Source organism: Glaciecola sp. G7-5 (genome assembly GCF_055808975.1).
Genome location: NZ_CM147892.1, coordinates 2,934,366 through 2,959,928, shown reverse-complemented (window position 1 = coordinate 2,959,928; position 25,563 = coordinate 2,934,366). Strand labels below are relative to the sequence as shown.

Annotated in this window: 19 protein-coding genes and 2 pseudogenes; 6 read left to right on the top strand and 15 right to left on the bottom strand. The window is 41.7% G+C overall.

Features of this window, described 5'->3' with window-relative positions; all coding sequences use genetic code 11:
• The first annotated feature begins 135 nt into the window (after positions 1–135).
• Positions 136–1,166: pseudogene (gene cheB / locus AC0L6H_RS13025) on the top strand (chemotaxis-specific protein-glutamate methyltransferase CheB).
• Positions 1,167–1,217: 51 nt separating this feature from the next.
• On the opposite strand, the gene AC0L6H_RS13020 reads toward cheB, so the two are convergent.
• From AC0L6H_RS13020 to AC0L6H_RS13010, 3 genes are all read right to left on the bottom strand, one after another.
• Positions 1,218–1,871, bottom strand: coding sequence for a LiaF domain-containing protein (locus AC0L6H_RS13020; protein WP_473389456.1), 654 nt, complete (start codon positions 1,869–1,871; stop codon positions 1,218–1,220).
• A gap of 251 nt (positions 1,872–2,122) precedes the next feature.
• On the bottom strand, positions 2,123–2,779 hold the full coding sequence (locus tag AC0L6H_RS13015) for a CoA transferase subunit B (protein WP_473389455.1): 657 nt from the start codon (positions 2,777–2,779) through the stop codon (positions 2,123–2,125).
• An 11-nt stretch (positions 2,780–2,790) separates the two neighbouring features.
• Positions 2,791–3,492, bottom strand: a complete 702-nt coding sequence (locus AC0L6H_RS13010) for a CoA transferase subunit A (protein WP_473389454.1) — start codon at positions 3,490–3,492, stop codon at positions 2,791–2,793.
• A 133-nt stretch (positions 3,493–3,625) separates the two neighbouring features.
• Here AC0L6H_RS13010 and AC0L6H_RS13005 point away from each other — a divergent pair.
• A pseudogene (locus AC0L6H_RS13005) lies at positions 3,626–4,518 on the top strand (LysR family transcriptional regulator).
• A 141-nt stretch (positions 4,519–4,659) separates the two neighbouring features.
• Positions 4,660–6,756 carry a putative bifunctional diguanylate cyclase/phosphodiesterase gene (locus AC0L6H_RS13000; protein WP_473389453.1) on the top strand — a complete coding sequence of 699 codons (2,097 nt, stop codon included), beginning with the start codon at positions 4,660–4,662 and terminating at the stop codon, positions 6,754–6,756.
• On the opposite strand, the gene AC0L6H_RS12995 is transcribed toward AC0L6H_RS13000, so the two are convergent.
• From AC0L6H_RS12995 to AC0L6H_RS12970, 6 genes are all read right to left on the bottom strand, one after another.
• Positions 6,737–7,492, bottom strand: a complete 756-nt coding sequence (locus AC0L6H_RS12995) for an SOUL family heme-binding protein (RefSeq protein WP_473389452.1) — start codon at positions 7,490–7,492, stop codon at positions 6,737–6,739. The genes AC0L6H_RS13000 and AC0L6H_RS12995 overlap by 20 nt on opposite strands.
• A gap of 186 nt (positions 7,493–7,678) precedes the next feature.
• Positions 7,679–8,293 (bottom strand): trimeric intracellular cation channel family protein, encoded by a 615-nt coding sequence (locus AC0L6H_RS12990; protein ID WP_473389450.1) that lies wholly within the window; start codon positions 8,291–8,293, stop codon positions 7,679–7,681.
• Between the two features lie 104 nt (positions 8,294–8,397).
• The gene (locus tag AC0L6H_RS12985) at positions 8,398–9,600 is read right to left on the bottom strand and encodes a type II toxin-antitoxin system HipA family toxin (RefSeq protein ID WP_473389449.1); all 1,203 of its coding nucleotides are present in this window, start codon (positions 9,598–9,600) and stop codon (positions 8,398–8,400) included.
• Positions 9,590–9,925 carry a helix-turn-helix domain-containing protein gene (locus AC0L6H_RS12980; RefSeq protein WP_473389448.1) on the bottom strand — a complete coding sequence of 112 codons (336 nt, stop codon included), beginning with the start codon at positions 9,923–9,925 and terminating at the stop codon, positions 9,590–9,592. Before AC0L6H_RS12980 ends, AC0L6H_RS12985 begins: the two co-directional genes overlap by 11 nt.
• A 389-nt stretch (positions 9,926–10,314) precedes the next feature.
• Positions 10,315–10,839 carry a rhodanese-like domain-containing protein gene (locus tag AC0L6H_RS12975; protein ID WP_473389447.1) on the bottom strand — a complete coding sequence of 175 codons (525 nt, stop codon included), beginning with the start codon at positions 10,837–10,839 and terminating at the stop codon, positions 10,315–10,317.
• A 48-nt stretch (positions 10,840–10,887) separates the two neighbouring features.
• Entirely contained in the window at positions 10,888–11,196 is a 309-nt protein-coding gene (locus AC0L6H_RS12970) for an ArsR/SmtB family transcription factor (RefSeq protein ID WP_473389446.1), read from the bottom strand.
• Between the two features lie 233 nt (positions 11,197–11,429).
• Between AC0L6H_RS12970 and AC0L6H_RS12965 the strand changes: the two genes are divergently transcribed.
• Complete coding sequence (locus tag AC0L6H_RS12965) at positions 11,430–11,927, top strand: hotdog family protein (protein ID WP_473389444.1); 498 nt, start codon at positions 11,430–11,432, stop codon at positions 11,925–11,927.
• A gap of 2 nt (positions 11,928–11,929) precedes the next feature.
• A complete protein-coding gene (locus tag AC0L6H_RS12960; RefSeq protein ID WP_473389443.1) occupies positions 11,930–13,003 on the top strand; it encodes a hypothetical protein in 1,074 nt (357 codons plus the stop codon).
• Here AC0L6H_RS12960 and AC0L6H_RS12955 read toward each other — a convergent pair.
• From AC0L6H_RS12955 to exaC, 3 genes are all read right to left on the bottom strand, one after another.
• Positions 13,000–18,828, bottom strand: coding sequence for a BspA family leucine-rich repeat surface protein (locus AC0L6H_RS12955; RefSeq protein ID WP_473389441.1), 5,829 nt, complete (start codon positions 18,826–18,828; stop codon positions 13,000–13,002). The genes AC0L6H_RS12960 and AC0L6H_RS12955 overlap by 4 nt on opposite strands.
• 367 nt (positions 18,829–19,195) lie before the next feature.
• Positions 19,196–19,768 (bottom strand): outer membrane beta-barrel protein, encoded by a 573-nt coding sequence (locus AC0L6H_RS12950; protein ID WP_473389440.1) that lies wholly within the window; start codon positions 19,766–19,768, stop codon positions 19,196–19,198.
• Between the two features lie 316 nt (positions 19,769–20,084).
• Complete coding sequence (gene exaC / locus AC0L6H_RS12945) at positions 20,085–21,605, bottom strand: acetaldehyde dehydrogenase ExaC (RefSeq protein ID WP_473389439.1); 1,521 nt, start codon at positions 21,603–21,605, stop codon at positions 20,085–20,087.
• A 134-nt stretch (positions 21,606–21,739) separates the two neighbouring features.
• Here exaC and AC0L6H_RS12940 point away from each other — a divergent pair, with 134 nt between their 5' ends.
• Positions 21,740–22,657, top strand: coding sequence for an AraC family transcriptional regulator (locus tag AC0L6H_RS12940; protein ID WP_473389438.1), 918 nt, complete (start codon positions 21,740–21,742; stop codon positions 22,655–22,657).
• Positions 22,658–22,877: 220 nt separating this feature from the next.
• On the opposite strand, the gene AC0L6H_RS12935 is transcribed toward AC0L6H_RS12940, so the two are convergent.
• The 3 genes from AC0L6H_RS12935 to AC0L6H_RS12925 are packed head-to-tail and all read right to left on the bottom strand — an operon-like array spanning position 22,878 to position 25,559.
• Positions 22,878–23,396 (bottom strand): PepSY domain-containing protein, encoded by a 519-nt coding sequence (locus AC0L6H_RS12935; RefSeq protein ID WP_473389437.1) that lies wholly within the window; start codon positions 23,394–23,396, stop codon positions 22,878–22,880.
• Between the two features lie 47 nt (positions 23,397–23,443).
• Positions 23,444–24,745, bottom strand: coding sequence for a hypothetical protein (locus AC0L6H_RS12930; protein ID WP_473389435.1), 1,302 nt, complete (start codon positions 24,743–24,745; stop codon positions 23,444–23,446).
• Position 24,746: 1 nt separating this feature from the next.
• Complete coding sequence (locus AC0L6H_RS12925) at positions 24,747–25,559, bottom strand: outer membrane lipoprotein-sorting protein (protein WP_473389434.1); 813 nt, start codon at positions 25,557–25,559, stop codon at positions 24,747–24,749.
• Positions 25,560–25,563: the final 4 nt, after the last annotated feature.

The following is a 25,563-nucleotide window of genomic DNA, read 5'->3' as shown; positions in this document are numbered from 1 at the left end:
TTCTGCGCAGAGATGACAAGGGATGTATATACAACGGTGAACAAAATAAGTAGCTGAATCAGTAAAGTAGTTTGGCAATTTGACGATATGTAGTACAGACAAAAATAAAAGCTTTGATACCCCGTAAAGGAAAGAATGAACCGTAAAGTACTTATCGTTGATGACTCTGCACTTATGAGGAAGTTTCACAAGAATCTGTTAGAGCAAGCAGGATTTATTACTGCACAAGCCTGCAACGGTAAAGAGTGCCTGAGCGTATTGCCCGATTTTTCACCTGACGTTATTGTACTTGATATCAATATGCCTGTGATGGACGGCCTTTCATGCCTCAAAGAAATTATGTTAGAGTGCCCCACGCCAGTGGTTATGGTTTCTTCCTTGACCCTAGAAGGTGCTCAATCCTCTCTTGATGCCTTAGCCTTGGGCGCCGTGGATTATATCCAAAAGCCTAACGGGCAGTTCACCTACAATATGGGTGAATTATCAACACTAATGGTTGAAAAAATCATTGCTGCGGCAAATATAAAACCAGGAATATTGTCACGTAATATCGCCATTCAAAGAGAACAAAGAAGAAAGGCTTCTCCAACTTTACAACAAAAGAGTTTGCATCAATTTCGTCAATCTGCCTACGAATTAATCGTGATTGGCGTATCGACCGGCGGTCCAAATTGTTTGCAGACAATACTGCCTAGCTTAGATAGTAATTTTCCTACGCCCATTGTTATCGCTCAACATATGCCAGGACGATTTACCAAAGTATTCGCACAGCGCCTAGATACGATGTGTAAGCTCAAGGTTGTTGAAGTAACTCAAAAACTAGCGCTGGAAAAGGGACATATTTACATCGCCCAAGGTGATAGTGACATTACCATTGTCAAACAAGGCAACAAATTATTTGCTGAACCTACGAGAGTAGACCCTCATTACTTATGGCACCCTAGTGTCTCAAAACTAGTAAGCAGTGCTTTGAACTGTATTGTTGCTAAAAACTATGTTGCGTGCAACTTACTGGTATGGGAAATGACGGCGCTGATGAAATGCATGAAGCCTATAAAAAAGGGGCGACAACCATTGCAGAATCAGAAGAAACCGCTGTTGTGTTCGGCATGCCTGGCCAACTGGTGAAAAAAATGGAGCAACGCATGTTGCTCCAAACCACCTAATTGCTTCCTTGCTTACTTAAAACTGAAGAAGTCTGGTTTCCAAATACGGGATCATCTAGGTTTCGAATCAAACATTTCTTTCATTTGATTCGCAAAGGCAATAAATTTCTCTTTAATCGTCGTTTTTATCTTTATGTCTACACCACTAAATAGAATCAAGCCTTCTATTGTGATCGTAGGTGCTTGTCGGGATGCTAAAGATGGTGCTTTATTATCGATTCCACCGAGTATACAAAAAGCCTTAGTGACAACATTAACGTTTTCGGGTACGAATATGTTAACGCCTCCAAAGATACTCATAATCTGTATTTTGACCTTAGGTGAATTAAAACGCGCATCGGTAAAATCAATATCAGCTCCCCCAAATAAACTAAATACTTTTATCGTACGGGGAACGACCCACTGTCCTGAACGATCACTTCCACTTAAAATAGTGATCATCGTCTCTGATTCTTCTGCGACATCATCATGATAATTAACACTGAAGGTCTGTTCTTTTTGTTTCTTTATTTCGTCGCTAGGGATAGCGTCTAGATCAGCAATTTGATCCATCATTTGTTGGTGTGAAGTGCTCGCGATAACAGTATCGAGCCTTCTTTCAAAGGCCTCATTAGAAATATACCCATGGCTGTAATTATGAACAAGTACGTCAATGACTTCTTCTTTGACGGTTTCAATCGGTCTGTCTTCTAAAATGACTGGCATCTGGCTTCCTTAGTATTCGCTGTCTACGCATTCAATAAGCATAGTCCATACCAAGGTTAAAAACCATTAATTTACAACAACTTATATTTTAAGTACATAACGCCAGTCGTTAATTAAACGAATAAATAGCGAAAACAGTTATTATTTAACTAAGATCTTAAGGGACCAAGCTTCTGCATAGCCCCTTAAGATAAAAGGGAATTACCCTCCCCTTACAGTATTGTTTTAGACAGCTTACTCAAAACGTTAGCTTAAAACACCATTTCTGGCACTGTGTCAGGGATGATGAGATTCCCTTCTGTAAGACTTTTGATTTCATCAACGCTTACACCCGGCGCACGCTCTCGTAAAATAAAGCTACCGTCTTCAATATCCATCAATGCTAAGTCAGTTAATACTCGCTTGATACAGCCTTTTCCTGTGAGGGGTAAAGTGCATTCTTTGAGTAACTTTGATTGGCCTGATTTTGACGCATGAGTCATGGTAACAATAATATTGTCAGCGCCTGCCACTAAATCCATCGCGCCGCCCATTCCCTTGATTAATTTACCGGGTATCATGTAAGAAGCAATGTTGCCTTGACAATCTACTTCAAACGCTCCTAATACGGTAAGGTCTACGTGACCTCCTCTAATCATCGCAAATGATTCTGCCGATGAAAATAAAGACGCGCCGGTAACCATTGTTACTGTCTGCTTGCCCGCGTTGATTAAATCAGCATCGACTTCTTCCTCAGTCGGAAACTGGCCCATGCCTAAGAGACCGTTTTCTGATTGCAACATTACTTGCATACCCTCTGGGATATAGTTTGCTGCTAAGGTTGGAATACCAATACCCAGATTTACATAAAATCCATCTTGGAATTCTTGTGCAACGCGTTTAGCGAGTTGTTCTCGTGTTAAAGCCATTTCAAATCCTCCTAGGCGCTGCGCACAGTGCGTTGTTCAATTCTTTTTTCGAAAGTACCTTGAATAAGGCGATTGACGTAAATACCGGGCAAGTGAATCTCGTCTGGATCAAGTTGACCAACTTCCACAATCTCTTCGACTTCGACGACTGCAATTTTGCCTGCGGTAATAGCCATAGGGTTAAAATTGCGGGCGGTTTTACGAAACATTAAGTTCCCAAAACGGTCAGCTTTCCATGCTTTTGCGATAGAGAAATCTCCCACAATAGCTTCTTCTAAAATATAATGACGGCCATTGAATTCGCGTACTTCTTTGCCTTCTCCTACGGGGGTACCGTAGCCGGTAGCCGTATAGAAAGCAGGAATGCCTGCACCACCGGCTCGCATTTTTTCAGCAAGCGTTCCCTGTGGAGTGAGTTCTACTTCTAACTCGCCGCTCATCATTTGCTGTTCAAATAGCGCGTTTTCACCTACATAAGATGCAATCATTTTTTTGATTTGCTTATCTTCTAATAACAAACCTAGTCCAGCACCATCTACACCCGCATTATTCGACGCTATTGTGAGGCCTTTTATGCCTCGTCGTTTAATTTCTTTAATTAAGTTTTCAGGAATACCACACAACCCAAAACCACCGGCAACGATGGTCATATTATCCGTCAAACCCTCGAGGGCTTGTGAATAACTAGTCACTACCTTGTCAAATCCAGACACAGTGCTCACCTTTATGTTAGTTAACGTATTTGCTTAGCATGCAAGATGCCGTTATATTAATCAAATTGTAATTTTTAATAGATTGATAACATTTATTTATTAATCAACTCAACTAGGTGAGCAATTCAAGCGAATGAATATACCTATCAACCAAGTAATGGCCTTTACGACAGTAGCGCGCACACACAGCTTTGCAGAAGCAGCAGTACAGTTGCATTTATCGCAACCCGCTTTGAGTATCTCAATTAAAAATTTGGAAGAAAGTTTAGGCGGCAAACTACTTCTACGAACCACCCGCGCAGTCTCGCTAACCCCAGAAGGCAAAGCATTTTACCCTGTGGCAAAACGCCTTTTATCCGATTGGGAGCAATCGCTACAAGACGTACGTAATCATTTTGCACTATTACGCGGAAAACTCGAAGTCGCGGCCATGCCTACCTACGCGAGTAATCTGTTGCCTAACATTTTGGCTACCTATCATCATCACTACCCCGATATAAACGTCACCGTACATGACGTTATTGCTGAAAGTGTTGTTGATATGGTGCGAGAAAAAAATGCGAACTGGGGATCACTTTTCAACCCATTGATGTTCCCGAATTGCGCTTTGAACCCTTATATGACGATAAATTTGTCGCCATTTTACCTCCCAAACATCCATTGTTAGAAAGGGAAAAATTGAAATGGAGCGATATTTTACAGTATCCCCATATCAGTTTGCAGCGTCCTGCGGGTACCCGTACCTTGATAGATAAAGCATTAGCTAACGAAAAGTTAAGCTTAACACCCATGTTTGAATCACATCAACTTGTTAGCATTGGGCGCATGGTTAGTAAGGGTTTAGGCTTAAGCGTAGTACCGAGTACAAGCAAAGAGCAAATGCTAGAAATGGGACTTAACTGGCGTGATCTTAGCTGCCCAAAAATCGTGCATAAAGTAGGCGTTGTGACGCGTCGGCAAGATTCCCTTTCTGCTACCGCACAAGCATTGCTAGAGCTAGTTCGCTTACACCATACTAAAGTATAAAGTATATGCAAAATACGCAAACATACATCTAGTTTGCATAAACGTGGTCGATACCTTAGTTAGCTCCATTTTTGATTATAAAATCAGTTCTATGGAGACAAGAAGTTAAGCAGTTACTAACTAGAGACAAACCGAGCCCTCATGATAATAAAAAGTCTGCGCGCTGAAATTGCGGTTTTAGCGCTTATATCTATTCTAGCGGTGAGTAGCCTTGTATTGTGGTTTTCCATAAATGCATATCAAGGCTTGTATCAACAGGCTGCTAGTAATGATCTCGATGGACTTTCAGAAAACCTTGCCGTGGCCCTTATACCAAGTGTCGTAGAAGAAGATTATTTTTCTATAGACAATACCTTATTTCAACTTGAGCAATACGACAATGTGCAATTCGCAGCAGTCTTCGATGAAAATGGTCAAGTAATAAGTTCCTACCTCGGCAATGCATTAATCCGCAACAAGAGTCCAGAACAAATTGCCGCCATTTCAAATCTCGATTTTGACAAATACATGCAAAACGCCTTAGGAATGACCCAATCAACTGGAAGCATACTTGCGAAAAAACGTATTGGCGATATCCAATCGTCTTTAGGATATTTAATTATCGGTAACGATTTAAGTGGACCTCTTTACGAAAGTAAACAAACCTTGTTGTGGTCTATACTTCCTTGGGTAGTCTTGACCATTTTATTGAATATCGTGGTTATCTTTGTTTTCCAAAATAAAGCTTTAAAACCTCTCCTTCAATTAGCTCGATTTACCGGAAAAATAAGAGATACTCAAGATTATAGTCTAGTGGCACAAATTAAAGGGAAGCGCGAAATCGCCATGGTAACGGATGGCTTAAACAGCATGATGAGCGCAATTAATACCGAAGTTGAAAAAAATAAGCAAAAAAATACTTTGCTGATTTCACAACAAGCACAAATGGAAAAACTTGCAAACTTTGACACGCTAACGGGTCTGCCAAACCGTCAGTTTTTCATGTCTAAATTACGTGCGGCAATCGACGAAGCTGAGCACACATGTTCAGATGTGACCTTAATGTTTTTTGACCTTGACGGTTTTAAAATGGTAAATGATTCTTTTGGCCATGAAATTGGTGACCGATTGCTATGTATGGTGGCTAATCGAATTACTAACATAGTCGGCCCTGGCGTTGAAGTTGCGCGCATAGGCGGTGACGAATTTTTAGTCATGCTTGACGACAACCCAAACGAAGATTTTATTAAAAATACCGCAACACAGTTTATTGAAGGAATTGCGCGTCCCATCGACATTGATCATTGGAATGTGCAAGTAGGTACCAGCATCGGCATTGCAAAAGCGAGTGTGGCCGATTTTAACTTAAACGAATTGATGGCAAATGCTGACATTGCAATGTATCGGGCCAAAGCCGAGGGCCGCAACCGATACACGATGTTTACTCGGGATATGATTGAAAACAGCCGCCGCCGGCTGAAAATTGCGAATGCAATGAGTATAGGCCTTAGCAATAATGAATTTTCCCTTTGCTACCAGCCCAAAGTAGATACTCATGGCAAGACGATTGGCTACGAAGCGCTCGCTAGGTGGACAAACCAAGAACTTGGTTTTGTTTCACCAAGTGAGTTTATACCTATCGCAGAACAAAGTGGTAAGATAGCACAAATCACTGAGTGGTTAATTCATCAAGTATGTAAAGATGCAGGTAGTATATTTGCGATTCAAAAGAATATAAAAATAGCCTTAAACCTATCCGTGCACGACTTAAAAAACAAAAATTTGCTTAGCATGATCAGGCACCAAATGTTGCAATACAACATTCTGCCCCAGCAAATTGAGTTTGAAATAACTGAGTCAGCCTACCTGGATAACTTTAGTAATGCTAATAGGGTTATTGAAGAAATTAAACTCATGGGAAGCTCTATTGCTCTTGACGATTTCGGTACTGGTTACTCGTCGCTAAGCTATTTAACTCAAATAGACATCGACACGCTGAAAATAGATAAACAATTTGTTGACCAAATCGGTATTTCTAGACGCAGTACCCTAGTCACCAAAACAATTATTGAAATGGCAAAACATTTAAATTTAGTCGTGTGTGCAGAAGGAGTAGAAACACAAGAGCAAGGCAAGTTGCTCGTTGAAAGCGGCTGCCATATTATGCAAGGATATTATTTTGGCCGGCCTGAACCACTCGCTAGCGTAGTGAAAAAACTGAAAGAACAGCATTCTAGCTTCACTCAACTTCTATCATGACCTCGTTTTTGCGATACATGGGTAATGTGAAAGGGCCATTGTACGCCGCCTGAATGACTTCTCCTTTTGGCTCTATGTTATTTTCAGCTATCCATGCTTTTAAAATCTTTGTGTGCTTTTCTACGTTATCGTCACTTAAGGTCCAACTGAACTCAATCGCCGCTACTTTAAAAGCTTTCACTTCACTTACCCATACTTCGGAGTCCGTTGGTTTGGGCGTATTTGCCAAGGTGAAGTCTTTTGGCATAACAAACGACATACTGCGCTGATTTGAGCTTTCATCAATAAATACCGGCGCCGTCATCGCGATTTCTTGACCCTTTGCGTCACTAGTATCCATCAATACTGGTGCAGTCATTGCTATTTCAGTATTCCCTTGATTTGCCCCAGAAATATATTTAAATAATTTACGAAATGCGCTGTTGCCACTGTCGCTGTCCATTTTAGTAGAAACCAGAATCATGGGTTCATAGCGACGTAGTTCTATCTTAAGTTCATCGTCTGACGCCAATACCGTATAGGGCGCATCCTCAACTCCATTATCTCCAAATACAGAGCATCCAGAGATAAAAACAGATGCACATAAAACCAAAAACATTCTCATATCAAATCCTAATGTGTAATTAACCAAATCAACCTTCCTGCGAAGACATAAGACTGCTCTTCTAGGCGTTGTACGCCAATCGTCATGCTCGCGACGGCGAAATGCTGTTCGGTTATCATAAAATCGAAACATATCCGTCATTCCCGCGGCGGCGGGAATCTGCCAATACATCCTTTAACTATCTGATTTTACTGTGTTCCAACGAGGTTCCCGCCGCCGCAGGAATGACGTTTATGCGTGTGATTCTAGAGATTATACGAACAACTTCAAAGGAAAGTTCTTAATTGGAGCAGAAGAGATTTGCGACCAATAGCGTACTTAGTCGAGCCCTTTATGAGCAGGCATACTCAAGTCTTGTGTAATAGCTAAGGCTCTTACGATAAACGCAACTGCGCCGCCAAGGATAAGGGCTAGCCCCTCACCAAGTGGACTATATACGTCAATACTTGCATAGGTCATGGCACCTAACAAAGAGGCAGTAATGTATATTTCTCTTTGAAAGACGACAGGTACGTCATTCACAATGACATCACGTATTATGCCGCCTAAACACGCGCTAAACACACCCATGATGATAGCCACGGGCATGTTTGTACCTAGTGCCAGGGCTTTTTGTGCGCCTAACACGGTAAACAAAGCCATTCCCAGTGCATCCGCCCACAACAGTGCCTTTGAGCGTTTGCTTATATTTTGGGTTGCAAAGTAGGTGACTACCGCTGCGATACTGCACACAATAATGGTGTGATAATCGTCAAGCCAAAATACTGGGACGTCTAAAATAGTATCGCGCAAGGTTCCACCGCCAATCCCCGTAATGCAGGCCATAAACACAAAGCCGACCCAATCTAAACGGTGTCTTGCGGCTACTAATGCGCCTGAAATAGCAAAAGCGATAGTCGCAGCGATGTTGGTGATAAATAATAGGGTTAACACGTAATGATTAGCTTCTAATGAGGGTGAAATCAGGACCTAATTATGCGGCATACGTCGGTAAAACCCAATCCTTTTGATGAATTGAGTGATCAGCAGGCCCTAGCTTAGCTATGAATACTCGGAATGATGCCTTGCAAACGTTCAATGTCGCCCTCGCCTACACCATGTAGAGCAAAATAGTAGCGCCATTCTTGTGTCAGCTTATACACTTCTCGCACAATAATATTGGCCTTAAATCGTTTAAGACCAAAGCGAGTAGATTGACTCAATAAATTTTCAATACTGGCGTTTCTGCCATCGTCTCCAATACCTATGCCGTGTTGTTTTGCGTTATTGATAGGAAGTACATCGTAGGCTTTTGATAAACGCCAATGTTTTTTCTCGAAATCATAGACGAAAGCGTGATTGCGAGCATGATCATCGGTATTACCCATAAGGGCGTTAAACACCATACGGTAATAAAGGTCGTGTGCGTCTTTTGGGTCAGCGCCATACTTCATAATAAACTCAGCTAAATAGCCATAGCTGTATGAAGTTTGCATCATAGCATTACCTACTTTTGCTACGCCAAAAATTGAATTGGCGCTTAAAAAATGACAACAAGGTCTACCTTTACGTAAATCAAATCGTTCAACTAAAAGGGTGTCCCCTAATGGTGCTTCAATCACTTGGGTATTTGATACTTGGCAAGGCAATTCACTAAGCATACGCATTGACGCATGTTCAACTTTGACGACATTAATAATATCGTCAGGACGGTTAAATTTTGCAAGATAGGAAGTATTTCCGCCTTGCACTGTCGTTTTAGGTCTAGCGCCGCCCATGCTCGAACCATATTCAAACGCCCTTTTCGCTTCTGGTGGAATAGCTTGGTCGGCAAGAATTGCGTCTTTCGTTTTCAACAATACCGACATATCACCTAAGGTGTTTTTACTATATTTTGGCTTTGACAAGGTACGAGACAAACTAAACATTAATGAACCCACACCCATACCCGAACCGGCCAATAAAAATTCTAAGCGGTTGCTAGGTTTAGTTGAATGCAATGATAAAATAACACGGCGCCCCCATGAGTCTGCCCCAGCATCAGACAGTGCGCCAAACACGCCCTTATTAAAGCGCGTTACAAATTCTTCATTGGTAAGCGGTAAATTAATGGGATCAAGCGGAAAAGCATCAGGACGTTTTAAATAGCTCATTCCGTAACGAAAGCGACCTGTACTTGTGTTTTCATTAATTTCAGTAAGACCACAGATTACCGGTCTTTCATCTAATCCATCAATAAATACATATGCTTTAGAAATCATTGTTTAGCACCTGTGACTTAGGTTGCTCAGCACGCGATTTGCGGCTACGTTTATGGCCAATACGATCAAGCTTGTTGTCTATAAGTTCTTGAAGGTCGTCAATTAAGTCGAGCTGGTCTAGTACCTGAAACAATGACTCAGAGCTCACGGTTTTGCCGTTTTCAATGGCAGAAATAGTATTGCGCCCTACGCCGACGCGGGTAGCAAGTTCTTGTTGATCCATGACTTCACTTCTACTCGTTTGAATCCATTTGCCAATTGACCTTAATAATTGCTTTGATTTTTTCACAGAAGCTGCATCTATTGTCACGATTTTTTTCATCATAACTCAAGTTAGTGCCGACATCAATGATTGAAATATTGTGCGATACAGCAATATTGCCCATTATTTTAAACATAAAATACATCTTTATGTTGAAAATAAAAGCCAAATTCATTTAATTGTAGTAGATATCAGATTTATCTATGTAAAAAATCAAATCAAACAATCGCTAACGCGAGTCGTTTGTTCATATATTGGTTATCGCCCGATAGGCGCAAAACATGAGTAGAAAAACAAACTGGCGGTCCATAAAATAACGGATATCGATTTGCTTTGGTGTTATAACGTAAGGCGAGGAAAGGCGAAGTGCAGCTGTTGCAATCACACACTAATAAGGCGCACACTCAAACAAAATGCCTGAAGTATGCGCCCTGTATAAAGCGATGAATTAACTAAGCTGCTTTTTGATTCCAAGGCATTTTTGCCATGACTAGCGCTAGCCCGCATTTACCTGTCAGCCCAGCAAAGGTTAAACCCAAACCAAGAAAAGCAGGCACTATGATATAGGCCGGATTAAGCCAGTAAGCTGCGGCACTGCCTAGAACGCTTAATGTACCGATGGTTAATTGAACTTGCCTATCTAGAGGAAGTGTATTGCTTGCACCTTGTACAACGCTATTGCCGGCTTGTTGCCATGCTTCAATGCCACCTTCTAAATTATATACAACGGTAGTTTCGTCTTGGTCAGTAAGTTTGACGCAAGCGGAGTTTCCACGTCCCCCTTTTTGACAATAAATCACAATTTTTTTGTCGGTAGAAGGCAAATCATTTACGGATATTTTACCCAAGGGCAATAAACTTGCACCTTGAATATGCTTATTTGCATATTCTGCTGGTTCGCGTACGTCAACCAAAATTGCATCTTGATCAATTAACCAACGCTGCACTTGTCCTGCATTTACATTTTCAAATTTCATTAATTTCTCCTAGCATAGTGTCTATGAGCACCATATATTAGTTGTACCTTATTTATTGCAATAAATAAGATACAAAGTTGAGAGTATTGCGTTTACTTCAATACTTGCTAATTTATAAAACACCATTTGTCCACGCTTGTCAGCAACAACAACCGCAGAAGCCCGCAGTTTTGCGAGGTGTTGCGATATAGCTGACTGCGATATATCTGTAATACTTTCAAGTTCACCTGCACTTTTTTCGCCACTGGCTAGTGCGCAAAGAATTTGCAAGCGATACTTATTTGCCAGCAATTTAAGCAATGCTTCAGCGGCTTCTGCACTGTCAGCCATTGTTGACTTTTGGAGTTCTGTAAGCATAGTAAACAATCAGCATTTATATTAGATTTTTCTAATATACTACTTTAAAAAAATAGTACAAGTTAAAATGCCAATTAAAAATTAGCATTGATTGTTTTGCGCTATTTTTTTAAGACTGATCCTTAGATTTTGATAGAAGTATTCAACATAAGTGCTCGCTAGTGTTAAGATACGCTCAAATTTTAGCTGTGCAGTCTTATTCCATCATATTTCTGACGTTTTTTAGGTAATCCATGCCAATACCACTTACGCCCAAACTCGAAAAATATTTTAATCGCTTGTCGATCAAGAGCCCTTTCTTCAATAAGGTCTTAAGCTTTTTCTTTATGCCCTTTGTGTTTAAAAGTGGCCTTAAAATGAATTTTGTAGAAGACGATTATTACGCAATACTGCCAAAGCGGCGTATAAACCAAAATTGGTACGGCACAATTGCGGGTGGTGCTATTTTAGGTAATTCTGAACTGGCAGCCGGTTCCTACCTTTTTATGCTGAGCAAAGGTGAATACCGCATGATTTGCACACGCTTAAACTACCGCTTTTTACTGCCAACAATTGACGCAATCATGTATAAAGCGCAAGTGGACTTAGAAGAGCTTTCAGAAAAAATAAAAGCTGGAGGGAAGTTCAATATAGACATGACGATCAAAGTATTTAGAACCCATAAGAATAAAGCGACCCGCCGCATAGGTTCAGGAACCGTAAGCTTTCATATGTGGCCGGTAGGAAATTAAACTTGCTTAATACCCTACAAAATAGCGTTTACCTAGCTTGTTCTTGGTTGTGGTGCCTTGGCGGGTTTTTCCCATTAATACTAATGCGCGATTACGGCTGGCCAGCTCTTGCAGCATTCACCCTATTTAATATAGGCGGCGCAATGGCAATGGGTTTTTATTTTAAAAACGCCCAACAGCAACAAAACTTTGAGCGTAAACATAAGTCTGCTATTGCTGGCTTTTCCTATGTAACTATCGCCTATCAACTTTTTTTCATCGGCTGGTTGAGTATGGTAATTGAGCAAGCAGCGCTGCTGCCGTTGACGCTGAGCCTAGCGTTAGGGATCTACTTTACAAAACGCTATATTAATCTTTGGGCGCTGGTTTTTTACGGCATCTCCATTGCATTGTTTGCACATTTTTTAAGCCAAGACTTTGCCCCTATAGATATAAGTGCGAAGGGCTATTGGGTGCACGCATTGCTTCCTTTAGCCATTGGTTTTATTTTTTCACCTTACTTAGATATTACGTTTCATCGCGCCTTCAAAAACAGCCAAAACCCTAAAGCTAGCTTTGCTGTGGCCTTTGGCATTTTGTTTTTGAGTTTGTTGTGTTTTGTATTTGTATACGCAGCTAATTTAAGTGAAGTGTTTTTTCAACAATCGCTTTTCACTGCAATATTATACCCCGTCATCTTGTTCTTGGTATTGCAAACCGCCTTTACTATGGCTGCACATTGTGACGAATTAAGATCACAAAAATACCTGAAGTCATCCACAATGTTTTCAGGCATTGGTGTATTTTCGTTGTTAGTATTGGGATTATTGTCATTAGCAAAAGAAAGCCTCATTCCCATCGTCAACTTGCCACTAGAAGAAACCTTGTACAAGAGCTTCTTATTTTTTTACAGCTTAGTATTTCCACTGTATTTATTGTTGGGCAAGTCTAAGCTTGTGTTTATAAGCACCTTAGCCATTTGTACGCCAGCTTATTCAATCGGCTTTTTATTTGGCGGTGAACAGAGCTATATGCTAAGTATAGGCGTTGCCATTATGTTTAGCGCGCTATTATTAAAGCATAAAAGGCTTATCTAGTTTTTCCAGATTGGCTCTACTAATAAGCTCTCATCGTGGGTAAAATCAGTGTGACTTACGCTGTTTTTTACCGCCCAATTACTCAAATTGCCGCTCATGCTGGTGGCGTCGTAAAACATTTTATTCATATTATCTACCGCGCTTACATCCCAAAGACTTAGGTTGCCATCAAAACTACTCGCCCCCAAAAACATCGTGGCCATGTAGCTTACCGAGCTTGTATCCCACTGGCTAATGTCGCCATTAAAATTGGAAGCAAAGGCAAATAAAGAGTGCATGCGGGTAACCGAACTTGTATTCCAATTGCTAATATCGGTGTTAAAACTTGAGGCAAAGTAAAACAAGCCGCCCATGTCCATTACATTGCTTGTGTCCCACTGGCTAATATCACCATTAAAACTTGAAGCCAAACCAAAGGTAAATACCATCTCGGTAACCGAACTTACATCCCATGCGCTAATATCACTGTTAAAATTAGTCGCTTTGTAAAACATAAAGCTTATATTATTGACTTGGCTTAGGTTTGGCGTATCGCTGGCTAAAATAGTAAATTTCTCAAGGCCAGAAAACGCCGCTTCCATAGATAACCATTCGTTACTGCCCCACTGCATTATATCAATTTTGAAATTATCGCAGCCGCTATTGTCAGTACAAAATCTAAAAGCCGGATACTCACCACTTATCGTAATTTGGTAGGCCCCCGCTTCAGCATAAGTATGCGATGTACTTTCAGTATGATTAAAAGTATGCGTGCCGTCGCCCCAGTCGATTGAGTAATCATAGTCAAAACTAGGATCGGCGACGATACTAAACTCTTGCTCGGCTTCAAGGGTGACTAGCATGACAAAATCACTGCCATTAGGGACAACAACGCTACTGTCAAAGGTCAGGCTATCAATCCATGAAATTGCACTTAAATATGCAATCGACGCATTGCTCATATTGTTATTAGTCAAAGTCGCCGTAGTCAACAATGGATTATTACTAAAGTCGATACTGATTAATTGGTTGTTATGTAGATGAAGCGTCTCTAACTTGCTGAGCGTAGACAGGTTGATACCAAGCAATTCATTCCCGCTTAAATCTAGAGTTCGCAGCTCTGGTAATTGATTTAGCCCTTGTGCGCTCGCTATATCGTGGTCACTACAGTCTAGGCTATCGAGTTCGTCTACGCTTAACCAAAAATTGCGCAGCGCCGTACTTTGCACGCAGGCTGCTAGCTTAGGGTCACTAAAACTTAAATCTTCAATAGGCTTATCAATTTCTGCTAGCACCGAAATATCGACAATAAGCTCGTCTCCAAGGCTGTCCCAGGTATTAAAAGACGCATAATTGTCGAGTACGGGATCATCGTTATCAAACTCTAAACTCAGTAGTTTATCGCCCTGTTCATTTGCTTCATATGACCAAGTGCTTGATTGAATATCACTTGACCCTTGCTCATAAATAAACGCATGAGTACTGCTCACAAAGTCAACAAGCGTATTTTTAGAGTTGGCTAAAATGGTAAACGAATAGCCCTTCAAAGAATCCGTGACTAAAGATTTCGGCTTATAGATTTCGCTTACAACAAAGTTAGCTTCGGGGATAGTATCGATGATGCTAGCCAAATCTTCGGCAAGGTCATTAATATCAATACTTGCATCATCAAATTGCAGGCGCCGCTCAGCAAAGAGTGAGCTTTCAATAACTAAGGTCGTGTCCTCAATATACCAATTAAGTGTGGATTGACTATTGATTGTGTTAATTTCGTTGTTATCGGCGTTCATTTGCTCAAAGCTAAGATAAACGCTTGAACTCTCTTGGCTGTCTTGGCTCTCATCGCTAAAACGCAGTGCAAGTGTGCTGTGTAAGTTTGCGCTATTACTATCTCTAAAAATCACGACTGTATCGCTTAATTGCGACAAAGCAACCTTACTTAATGCAGGAAGGTCGGGATTAGGGCTCACTTCAACTTGAATTAAGCTCGTGTCGGTTGCGCCTTGATCATCTTCCACCGTTAGCAATATTTTATAAATCGTAGTTGCCACCACTTCAGGCGCGATAAAATGGGTAGTTATTGCATTTGAATCGTTAATAGCGAGCCTTTGTTGCTCTTGCACAGCCCAAGCATAAGACACTATGCTACCGTCACTATCGACTGAATCACTCGCGTCAAGCGCAACGCTTTGTCCACTTAGCACACTTACATCAACACCAGCGTTCGCTGAAGGCGCGACATTCGGAACAACCAGCGGATTAACTGTAACGTTCACGTGGGCGCTACTTGACGCTGCGCTATTATCAAATGCGGTAAATTCGAAAGTCAGCGTGCTCGTTTCATCAACGTCAGGCGCAGTAAAGGATGTGCTCAGTGATTGATTAGCAGATAGACCGACTAAGGGCCCTGCTATCTGCACCCAAACAACGCTATCAATGGCACCGCCATCGTTTGCAGTAGCGCTAAGTGAAACGCTAGTTAATTCACCTACGCTTTGATCTTGTCCTGCATCAACTACTGGCGCTTGATTTTGGTCCTCTACTTGAGGGTTAGAGTCATCAAGATATTCTTGTAGATTGCTGCGTTGGTCATTGTCACTGTCTAAGTCAGCATCGTTTAAAACCGGATTTAAGGCATTTGCTATTTCCCAGCCATCGGGCATCCCGTCATTATCGCTGTCTGGCTTTGTGGGCAATGTACAGTTTTTAAATTCATCAAGGTTATTTACACCGTCGTTGTCGCTGTCATTTGTTGCGCTAGTGACATCATATTGCTTGGCCCAATAGTCGGGCAATAAATCGTTGTTGTTGTCGGTAAATGTAAAACTGAATGCTTTTGATTGCCTAGCCCATGCGCCTAATTCACTAAAGCCGGTCATGCGCAAATTGTATTGTGCCAGGCTGCGCGCCAATGTTTGCGCTTGTGATTGGCCTGCCTCGTTGATAACTTGCACATTATTTTGCGCAAGGCTGTTGTCTAAGTTTGAAGAAAGCGACCAAGTCATGCTTTGGTCCTCCCAAGGACTAAAGTTTAGATGTTCTGCGATAGAAACTGAAGGAGCCGCGATTTGGGCAATAGCGGCTATCGCGCAGCTGTTTGAAGTATCTGTAACGACGCTATCTTGTATGCTGATGGCCGGGATGCCATATAGCTGCGCAGTATCAAGCACAGTAAAGGACAAAAGTTCATCGCTATTTTGCGGCCATGGCAAAAGTAAGTTATCAAAAGCGGAAAAGTCGGCGTTAAGCTTTAGTTCCGTACCAAGGCCAGCCGCAAGTTTGTTAAAATAATAACTGCCGGTGTCTTCATTAGTATAGCTTGCATCATTGGCAGGTATATCGTTTACATCGACAAAGCTACCTTCAAGGGCCATCTCGCCGTACACGCTTGGTTCAATTTTAATATGGGCAGCACTTAGCTCATAGACACTTAGCTGAATTTCTGGCACTAAGGTAAGTTCTGTAAAAAGCTCCGATTTTGCCCCACTTGCTAAGGTGTAGTTAAGATTTGGCGTTCCTGTATATACGGGCGTCCAACTACCGTTGATATACTCAAAGCCCGCCTCAAAATAATAAGCAATATCAAAATTTTGAGTAATTTCTAGAGCGCCAGCAGCTTGTGCGTTGTAGTCAGCACTGAGTATAAAGTTACCATGCATAACCACAGGCACTGTGCCAATAACCAACACTTTAGTAAAAGATTTACGAATAAATTCATTCCTACCCGTAACTTCACCGGCTTGTGTTGCTGCGACCTTAAGCTCAACTTGCAAGTCCATAAATCCACTTAAGCGAGTATGAGCTTTGCTCATTGAGGCGTCTTCAATTTTTGCAGCAATGTTTAATTCTGGCTCAAAGCGATATTGGCCGTCGCCTTCAATACTAAGATTACTGTTGGCATCTGCAGTTTCAAATGCAATTGCATTGCTATTTGGGAGTGAGGAGTTAGCAACATGTATTTTTACATTGATGGTCGCGGTACTTTTAAGGCACGAAACACTACACGATTTTTCTCTAACTTTGGCACGAAAGGTCGCTATATATGGCTGCGATGTGCTTGCATCTATATCACTTTGCGCGGGTGTCCAGGTTAGCTGCAAGATTTTATCGTGAGTATTTGAATCTTGGCTGACGTCACTCACTGAGGCATTAAAATTAGCTTCTTCTGCAAGTAAACGATTGTGCGCCACTTTTATCAAAGTGAAGTCGACAAGTTCTAATTGGCTATTGGGATCGTTAATCACCTCAGCTTGAATATCAAAAATATTTTCTTGGTTTGGGGTGAATACTACTCGGCTCGGGCCTGTAAGCCTAAGGTATTTATCATTAATAACTTGGCTTTGGTCAAAAGCATTAGCTAACTGTGTTTGCGTGCTTTTGTTAGTTATTAGGTTTTGATTTGCGCTTGTGGTTTTAGTGGTAGTAGAAGACGAACTTTCGACAATGGTGTTTTGCGATAGCATTAGTGAGCTAGCATCCCAATATAAGCTTCGTTTTGCGCTTTTAGTATTCAGCGCGTTTTGCTTATTGCTATTCAAAGATAATGCTTGGCCTTGATTACCCGTTGAACCAGTAACATCGGGGATATCAATAAGCTTAACCGTAGTATTAATATCAACATCAGTGTAGATTTCATTTAACGAGGCTGGGACCGTTTCTACCTCCACTGAGTCGCCGTTTACGGTCACATTTGTGACTCTTCTCAATAAGCCAGTGTCACTTGACGAAACGATAATTTCGCCTACCGCAGGTGCTAGCTCTCCATCATTAAGCTGGTATTGTAAAAGGTTGTTTGAAACGACAACACTATTAAGCTGTTTGATAGTTTGGCTATTATTGACCACAGGCTCACTTGCCATGGTCTTAACACTAATTTGATTCGAATAACTAATATTGTTGTCGCCGTCTTCGGCTGAAACCACAAGGTAATAAAGCGTATTTGCTAAAAGACCTTCAACCTTCGCACTACTCTGCCCAATAAGGTTCAACTTGTTGCTCTGTGCGTTAGGGACAAAACCAGCGCTTTGGCCAACGAAGACGGTATATTTTATCTCGTCGCTAGGCATTATATTGTCGCTTGTCTCAAGCCACTCAATACTGATTGAACTTGTAGACAAGGCGCTAGCACCTACCAATACTACGTTTGCTGGGGCTTCGCTATCAACAATTGGCGTATGCTGCACAAAAAGCACGCTATTGCTTGTTGCTTGAGCGCCTTCGTTATCGCTTACTGTGACGGCAAATTCAAGCCTTTCATTTTTGCTGATGGCAGGAAGCGTAAAGCTAACCGAAGGGCTAGTAGGATTGGCGATATTAACGTTTATACCACTGGTTTGTGTCCATAAATAGCTTGCGATTGTGCCATCCACATCATTGGCAGTCGCTGATAGGGTTACGTTTGCAAATTCATCAACACTTTGCTCATTTAGCGTTGTAACGCTTGGGGCTTGATTATTGTATAAAAAGCTTGCCGAGACAGTACAATCCGCTGAAATCGCTGCCGTTGTATAGTCTGCACCCGCCAGAGTACCACCACAACCACTCACGCTATCTATCTGATAGTATGTATTAGGCGTAAGGGTAAACTGCGCCGTAGCGCCTTCTTCAACGACTACCTGGCTGGCAGATATTTGCCCCCCTGTGGAGAGCGAAGTACTAACCGTATGCTGAGTTTTAGTTGGTTGAGGAAGCACCGTTTGCGAAGCAGGCGCAGACTCTCCAGCCCCACCACCGCATGACGCAACAAGGCCCACGGCTAAAAGCATGGCAGAAATTTTTATACAATGATTCATACTAGCGTAATTATTTTGGCGTTCATATTGATGAGTTAGCAATATTGTTGCCATGTTCGCTAGCAACTAAAGTCACAAAGAAAATCTAGCCTTTCCCGCGCAGGAATAACACCCTTAGCTTAAGCAAAAAACATCAAAAACGTCGTTCCCGCGGAGGCGGGAACCTCCTTGGAACACTGTAAAATCAGATAGTTAGAGGATGTATTGGCAGATTCCCGCCGCCGCGGGAATGACGGGTATGTTTGGATTTTATGTTGACCGAACAGCATTTCGCCGCCGCGGGAATGACGGATATGTTTGAATTTTATGTTAAGGGAACAGTATTATGCGTATGCAAGAATCTGCTAAATAAGGTCACCAATGCAAAAGAGGATGTTTTAGAAGATATTTACATGCGTAAATATGGCCAGAGAACATGCGCCTAAAAGTGATAGTTAACTTTAGCGTAAACTCCGTCAACATCTATATCTTCAACTGTAAATCTATCCCAATTCAGTTCAACTGAGTAGGCCGTAGTGATTTGATAACGAATTTGTAAGCCAAGAAAAAGCTCTGCCTCGGTGCCTCCAGTATCATCCGCAAGTGTCTCGTCAATAACGGTGCCACCCAACCATCTTTTGTCGTTGTCGATAATGGAAATCCCAGCCTTAGCTGAAAGTTCAAGCGCGTCAGCAAGCTCCCAGCTAAACTTAGCATTAAGAACAAAACCACTCGCACTTATCGACAAAGTATCCTGATATAGGCTTAATATGTCATCAGGTAATATGCGGCTAGAAACGCTGCCAAGATCTAAGTAGCTGGCTTCGAGCGAAAAAAGCTGATTAACAACGTAGCCTCCAGAAACAGAGAACAAAGTATCACTAGCGCTAAAGTTACCTTCGTTGAAACTAGCACTACCTAGCCCAGCACCTAAATACCAATTACTGCTTCCATCTTTGGCTATACTTGCGCCTGAAAAGCTCAATATAAGTAAAAAAATTAAAGTGTTATACATGGCGGACCTTAAGGTAATGGCGGTTTACACAGTGCTTTATATCAGTTCCACCATTACTTTGCCAACGTTCAACATAAAATCCAAACATATCCGTCATTCCCGCGGCGGCGTAATACTGAACGATTAAGCACGAATCCTAACAAGCGTCGTTCTTGCGAAGGCAAGAATCTACCAACACATCCTTTAACTATCTGATTTTACTGTGTTCCAACGAGGTTCCCGCCGCCTCGGGAATGACGTTTTTGATGTTTTTTGCTTAACCGAACCGCATTACGCCTTCGCGAGCATGACAGTTTGCGTAAAACCTTAGGTGTCGTTAAAAGAATCCTAGCGGATTAACGTCATAACTCACAAGCATGTTCTTCGTTTGTTGATAATGCCCTAATGCGAGTTTATGAGTTTCGCGGCCTACCCCAGATTTTTTATAACCCCCAAAAGCGGCGTGGGCTGGATATAAATGGTAACAGTTTGTCCACACCCGACCAGCTTGAATACCCCGCCCCATACGATACGCTACATTCATATCGCGCGACCAAACGCCAGCGCCCAAACCAAAGTCAGTATCGTTGGCTATAGCAAGCGCTTCGGCTTCATCTTTAAAAGTACATGTAGAGACTACCGGACCAAAAATTTCTTCCTGGAAGACGCGCATCGAATTATCCCCTTTTAACAAGGTTGGTTTAATGTAGTAGCCACTGGCTAAATCATCGTCTAGGGATTCGATTTCACCGCCAAGCAAAACTTCAGCGCCTTCTTTTTTACCAATTTCCAAGTAATCTAAGATTTTGTCGTGCTGTTGTTGAGAGGCCTGTGCGCCTACCATAGTTTCGTCATCCAAAGGATTGCCGCGCTTGATTGATTTTGCTCGCTCTATAACTAGCGCGATAAACCTATCATAAATGCTTTCTTGGATAAGCAAACGTGAGGGACAAGTGCAAACCTCGCCTTGATTGAAATAAGCAAGTACAGCGCCCTCTACGCATTTACTAAGGTAATCATCATCGTGATTAAATATATCCTCAAAATAAACATTAGGTGATTTACCACCTAGCTCAACTGTGGAGGGAATTAAACTGTCGGCGGCACATTTCAATATGTGCTGGCCTACAGGTGTTGAACCGGTAAAGGCAAGTTTGGCAATACGTTTACTCGTTGCAAGTGCCTCACCCGCTTCTTTACCGTAACCGTTAACAACATTTAAAACGCCTGCTGGCAACAAGTGACCAATCAATTCAAGCCACACAAGAATTGATGCTGGCGTTTGCTCAGCAGGCTTAAGCACCACACAATTTCCTGCTGCCAATGCCGGTCCTAATTTCCATGCCGCCATTAGTAGTGGGAAGTTCCATGGGATTATTTGACCAACTACGCCTAAAGGTTCATGAAAATGATAAGCAACGGTGTGTTCGTCTATTTCTCCCATGGTACCTTCTTGGGCACGCAAACAACCGGCAAAATACCTAAAGTGGTCAATACACAAAGGAATATCCGCATTTAGCGTTTCGCGCACGGCTTTGCCGTTATCCCACGTTTCAGCGACAGCTAACATCTCTATGTTTTGTTCCATTACATCGGCTATTTTTAGCAGTGTATTTGAACGTTCTGCAACTGAGGTTTTCCCCCATGCGTCTTTCGCCTTGTGGGCTGCATCTAGCGCTAAATCTATATCTTCTGCACTAGAGCGAGGAATTTTACAAAAAGCATTCCCATTAACAGGGCTTGGGTTATCAAAATATTTACCCTTTACCGGAGCTATCCATTCACCACCAATGTAGTTTTCATACTGTGACTTAAAGTTTACAACAGCACCTTTTGTGCCTGGATTTTCATATATCATATTAGCCTCTTTGTTGTTTTTTTGTTTGACATATGCAACATAAATGTTAATTGTTGAGTCTACTTGACTGTGAGTGCTAAAAATTTGTCTTTGAGTACCCATTGGCTTTTATGATGGTAAAGTGAGGAAAGTAAGTGATTAATGAACTTGTGCAAAAGCAGCGTAAACAGCCCTATACTATGGTCGAAAATAAAATTAGTTTTGCAGCTTCTGACGCTGAGCTGAGTATTTACGATACCTTTGAAAGCGCCGAACGTGTCGCGCTGCAATCTGATCAACTGCTTTACTGTGGTATGATTTCGGGCAAAAAAATAATGCATTTAGATGATGAAAACTATCACAAAGCGTTTTTGCCGCACGAGTCCTTTATTTTAGCCCCTGACCAGCGCGTTGAAATTGATTTCCCTAACGCACAACATCATACGCCTACCACCTGCTTAGCCATTGAAATATCAAAAGACAAGGTAAATCAGGTTGCTGAACATCTGAATAAAAGTGCGCCATTACCCAACGAATATGACCAGTGGCACTATGGCGAACAAATGATCCACATCCCGCACAGTCAAGAGACTCAAGCCTTGTTAGGCCGAATTGTCCATATATTTACTGAAAACCACCCCGACCGACATTTTTTAAGTGATCTTGCTGTTTCAGAGTTAACGGCGAGGCTATTACGCCATCAAACGCGCGAAATGATTGTAAATTTTAGCCGCATAGATCCTTCTAAAAACGGCCTAAGTAGAGCAATATCTTATATAGAAGAAAATCTGCACAAGCCCCTAGATATAGAAACCCTATGCAAAATTGCCTGTATGAGCCGAACCAAATTTTTTCAAAAATTTAAACAAGTACTAAGTTGTAGCCCATCTATTTTTCAACAGCAACTACGAATAAAACGCGCGCAGGTTTTATTGAATCAAGGTTATTCAGTAACCTATGTTACTTTTGAGTTAGGTTTTTTAAATGTCAGTCACTTTAGCCGGTGTTTTAAGAAGTTTGTGGGCACAAATCCAAGCCAGTACCGGGCTAAATCGACTTGCGATATGCAATGAAGCAAACGTAGCGTTAATCTCGGTGAGTAAATACCATCAAAACGTCATTCGTGCGGAGGCGGAAACCTCCTTTAAATACAGTAAAATCAGATAGTTAAAGGATTCGTTGGTAGATTCCCGCCTCCGCGGGAATGACGGATAAGTTGGATTTTATGTTGAGCGAATAGTATCAAATAAGGTAGCAAAGAAAGGCTAGAGTGCAAATTATTGCAATCACTCATTAAGATGCGAATATAACTACCAATAGCGCAAAAATGGCGCCCGCAATTGAAATTTTCACGCCATTTTTAAAGAAAGCTAACTTAGGCATGTACATGAAAAATGCCGACACGACAAAAAATAAAAGTGATAAGCCAAAAAAGATATTAAGAAAAAACAAAGGGCTTTTATGAGTAGCCTTATGTAATTTTACGAGTTTTGCTAAAGGCATAGGATAATCAGTATAGGAAGTTGTAACTTTTCCCGTTTGCTTGTCGTAATGCCCGGTATTAAAGCTGATGCGCTGTGCTGATTCAGACTCCACGGCAAAGTCCTTTAAGCTCAGTTGCGCACTTAATGATTGCGCGTCTAGCCCCGCCTCTAATTGACGTATTTCTGTTTGTGGAAACTTAAGAAAATCTGTCTTTCTAAATATGAGTAATACGCCGCTAATAGCATATATAGAAATGATCCCCGCTAAAAAGAAACCTAACCAGCGATGATATTGACGAATACTATTATGAACTTTTGGTGATGCCATTAGGGTCTCTGTTGATAGTCTATTTTAAGGGGCATTATCTTACCCTATTAATAATAGTATTTGAATCGTGCAAAAAGGTTGCTCGCATCCTTAAACTGCCCAAAAAAAGTATAGTTTTCTTCACCATAAAAAGCATTTGCTCCAATAGACAATTGCCATTCATCAACCGGACTATAATCAACACTCAATTTAAGGTAGCCGTCTTTATCGCTTGTTGAATAAAAGTTAAATAGATTAAGGGTGAGCGTTTGTTGCATAGCTTGGTAACGTAAGCGTTGTGTTAACACTACCCGCAATTTTTCGGGCTCTAAATCGGGATAGGAAGAATTACTTTGCAACTTTTCATAGTCATGATTTTGCTCTGCATACCACTGCACACTTAAGTTAAGGTTTTTAAGCAATTCTTGTTCATAGCCAAGTAGCCAACGCGTTTGACTATTTGGTATTAATGGATTTGTACCTTGTTTGTCGTCTAAGGAATAATAGTAAGCCACTTCTGCGTTCAACAAGCCACTTGCAAAAGGCCTAATCAGGCTTGCTCCATAAACAGATAATTCTGCAAACCAAGGCTCTGCCAATTCAGTAAAGCTAGAGGGTGTTTTATAAAAGCCTCTGTACCCGTATAGGGCATATTCACTGCCAGCAATGTTTTTGTATATGCGCACAGCATACTCAGGAGATTCTGGTTGCAGTGGTGAGTCTACGCTAAAACGCGGCGCAACATTTTCTTGAGCAAAGGGCGAAAAGAAAGAAAAGTATTCGCCGTTTATATAATTATCAGGGGTAAACTCAGGTGTAATAACCAAATCTATATTTGCCCAATCAAAGAAGCCAGAAAATTTTGCTGAAAGCGACGGCGCTTTTAAATAATCATCATTGCGCCCCGCAAAAAAGGACTGAAAGTCTTTTGGAAACAAGTCATTTAAAAAAACGTAGTCACCAGTACCCCATGTAAGCACTTGCTGGCCGGCCTTTAGATCAACTTTCTTGCCCCAGTTCATTCCCCACTTTTCAAGAAAGCCTAAGTTACCTTGCCAGGCGAGTTCGCGCAGTTGAACGCGCGTTTCTTCAAGCACACCGTCGTAATAGAGGTCAGCAATAAACTTTAGCCCTGAGTCCTCAAAGTCTTTATCCCACTGAAGCTGCACGCGTAAATCCGCTAGCGTTTTGTCGCTACTTATCGCCTCATCAGAAAAGACCCGTCCACCAAGCGCAATTTCCCCAAAGCCAGAAAAGGCTGAGGCCGGCTCTTCACTGACTTCTTCCCACTCGTCCATAGCCCATTCATCTTGAGCATAGACAGACCCTGTAATTAGCAACAACCCAAAGGCGATAAATCTTAGCTTCATATTAGTTTAACCATTTTCTAGGTGGATTGCGTAGACTGCGCTCACTAAAAACGTCGTCCTCAAGGCCAATATCGTAAGATATATTTCGAAACTCCATCAAGGTGTAAGCACCGCTTTGCAAGTCACTTACCTTTGAACGTACTACGGTAGGATAGCCTTGAATTTCTTCCACAAGCACCGCTTCTACGCGCCTTACGTTAGTGTCTTTTGTATAAAAATCTATTCGCATTGGCAGCATAGTCGCCTTGTTAATAGTCACGATGTACCAATCAAACTCAACACTACTTGGGTCTTTTGGCGTCGCCTTTAAAATGTAATCACTGTCGTTTTGTTCCTGCAAGACAAAGTCGTCTTCAAGAATTGCACGGCCCGATACGTCTTCATAAAAAAAGTGAGAACCCACGAACGAAGTACGTTTATCGCCAGAGGAAATTCGCTTAACCAAATCCAACGCTGGTAAATATAGCCAGCGATCATCTGGTGTTTCTAGGCTAGCGTGTTTTTCAACTCGAAATACCATATCTTTGACATCAGACGGTCGTGAGAAAAACACCATCATTTGCTGATCACCATTGTCTTTAATATCTTTGCGCAAAATAGTGAATTGACGCATTTGCTTTCTTCCTTGCGCATCAACAATCATCATACGTGCATCCGAGCGCCCATCTTGCCCACTATAATAGGCTGCGCGCTCTGCTCTTTGCACTATGTCGTTAACATTCACTTGTTCACTTAGGTTTGCCTGCGCTATTGCGCCTGCAGAAGACGCGCACACAAGCAAAGCAAACATAATTTTAGAAGCTACTTTTAACATAGTT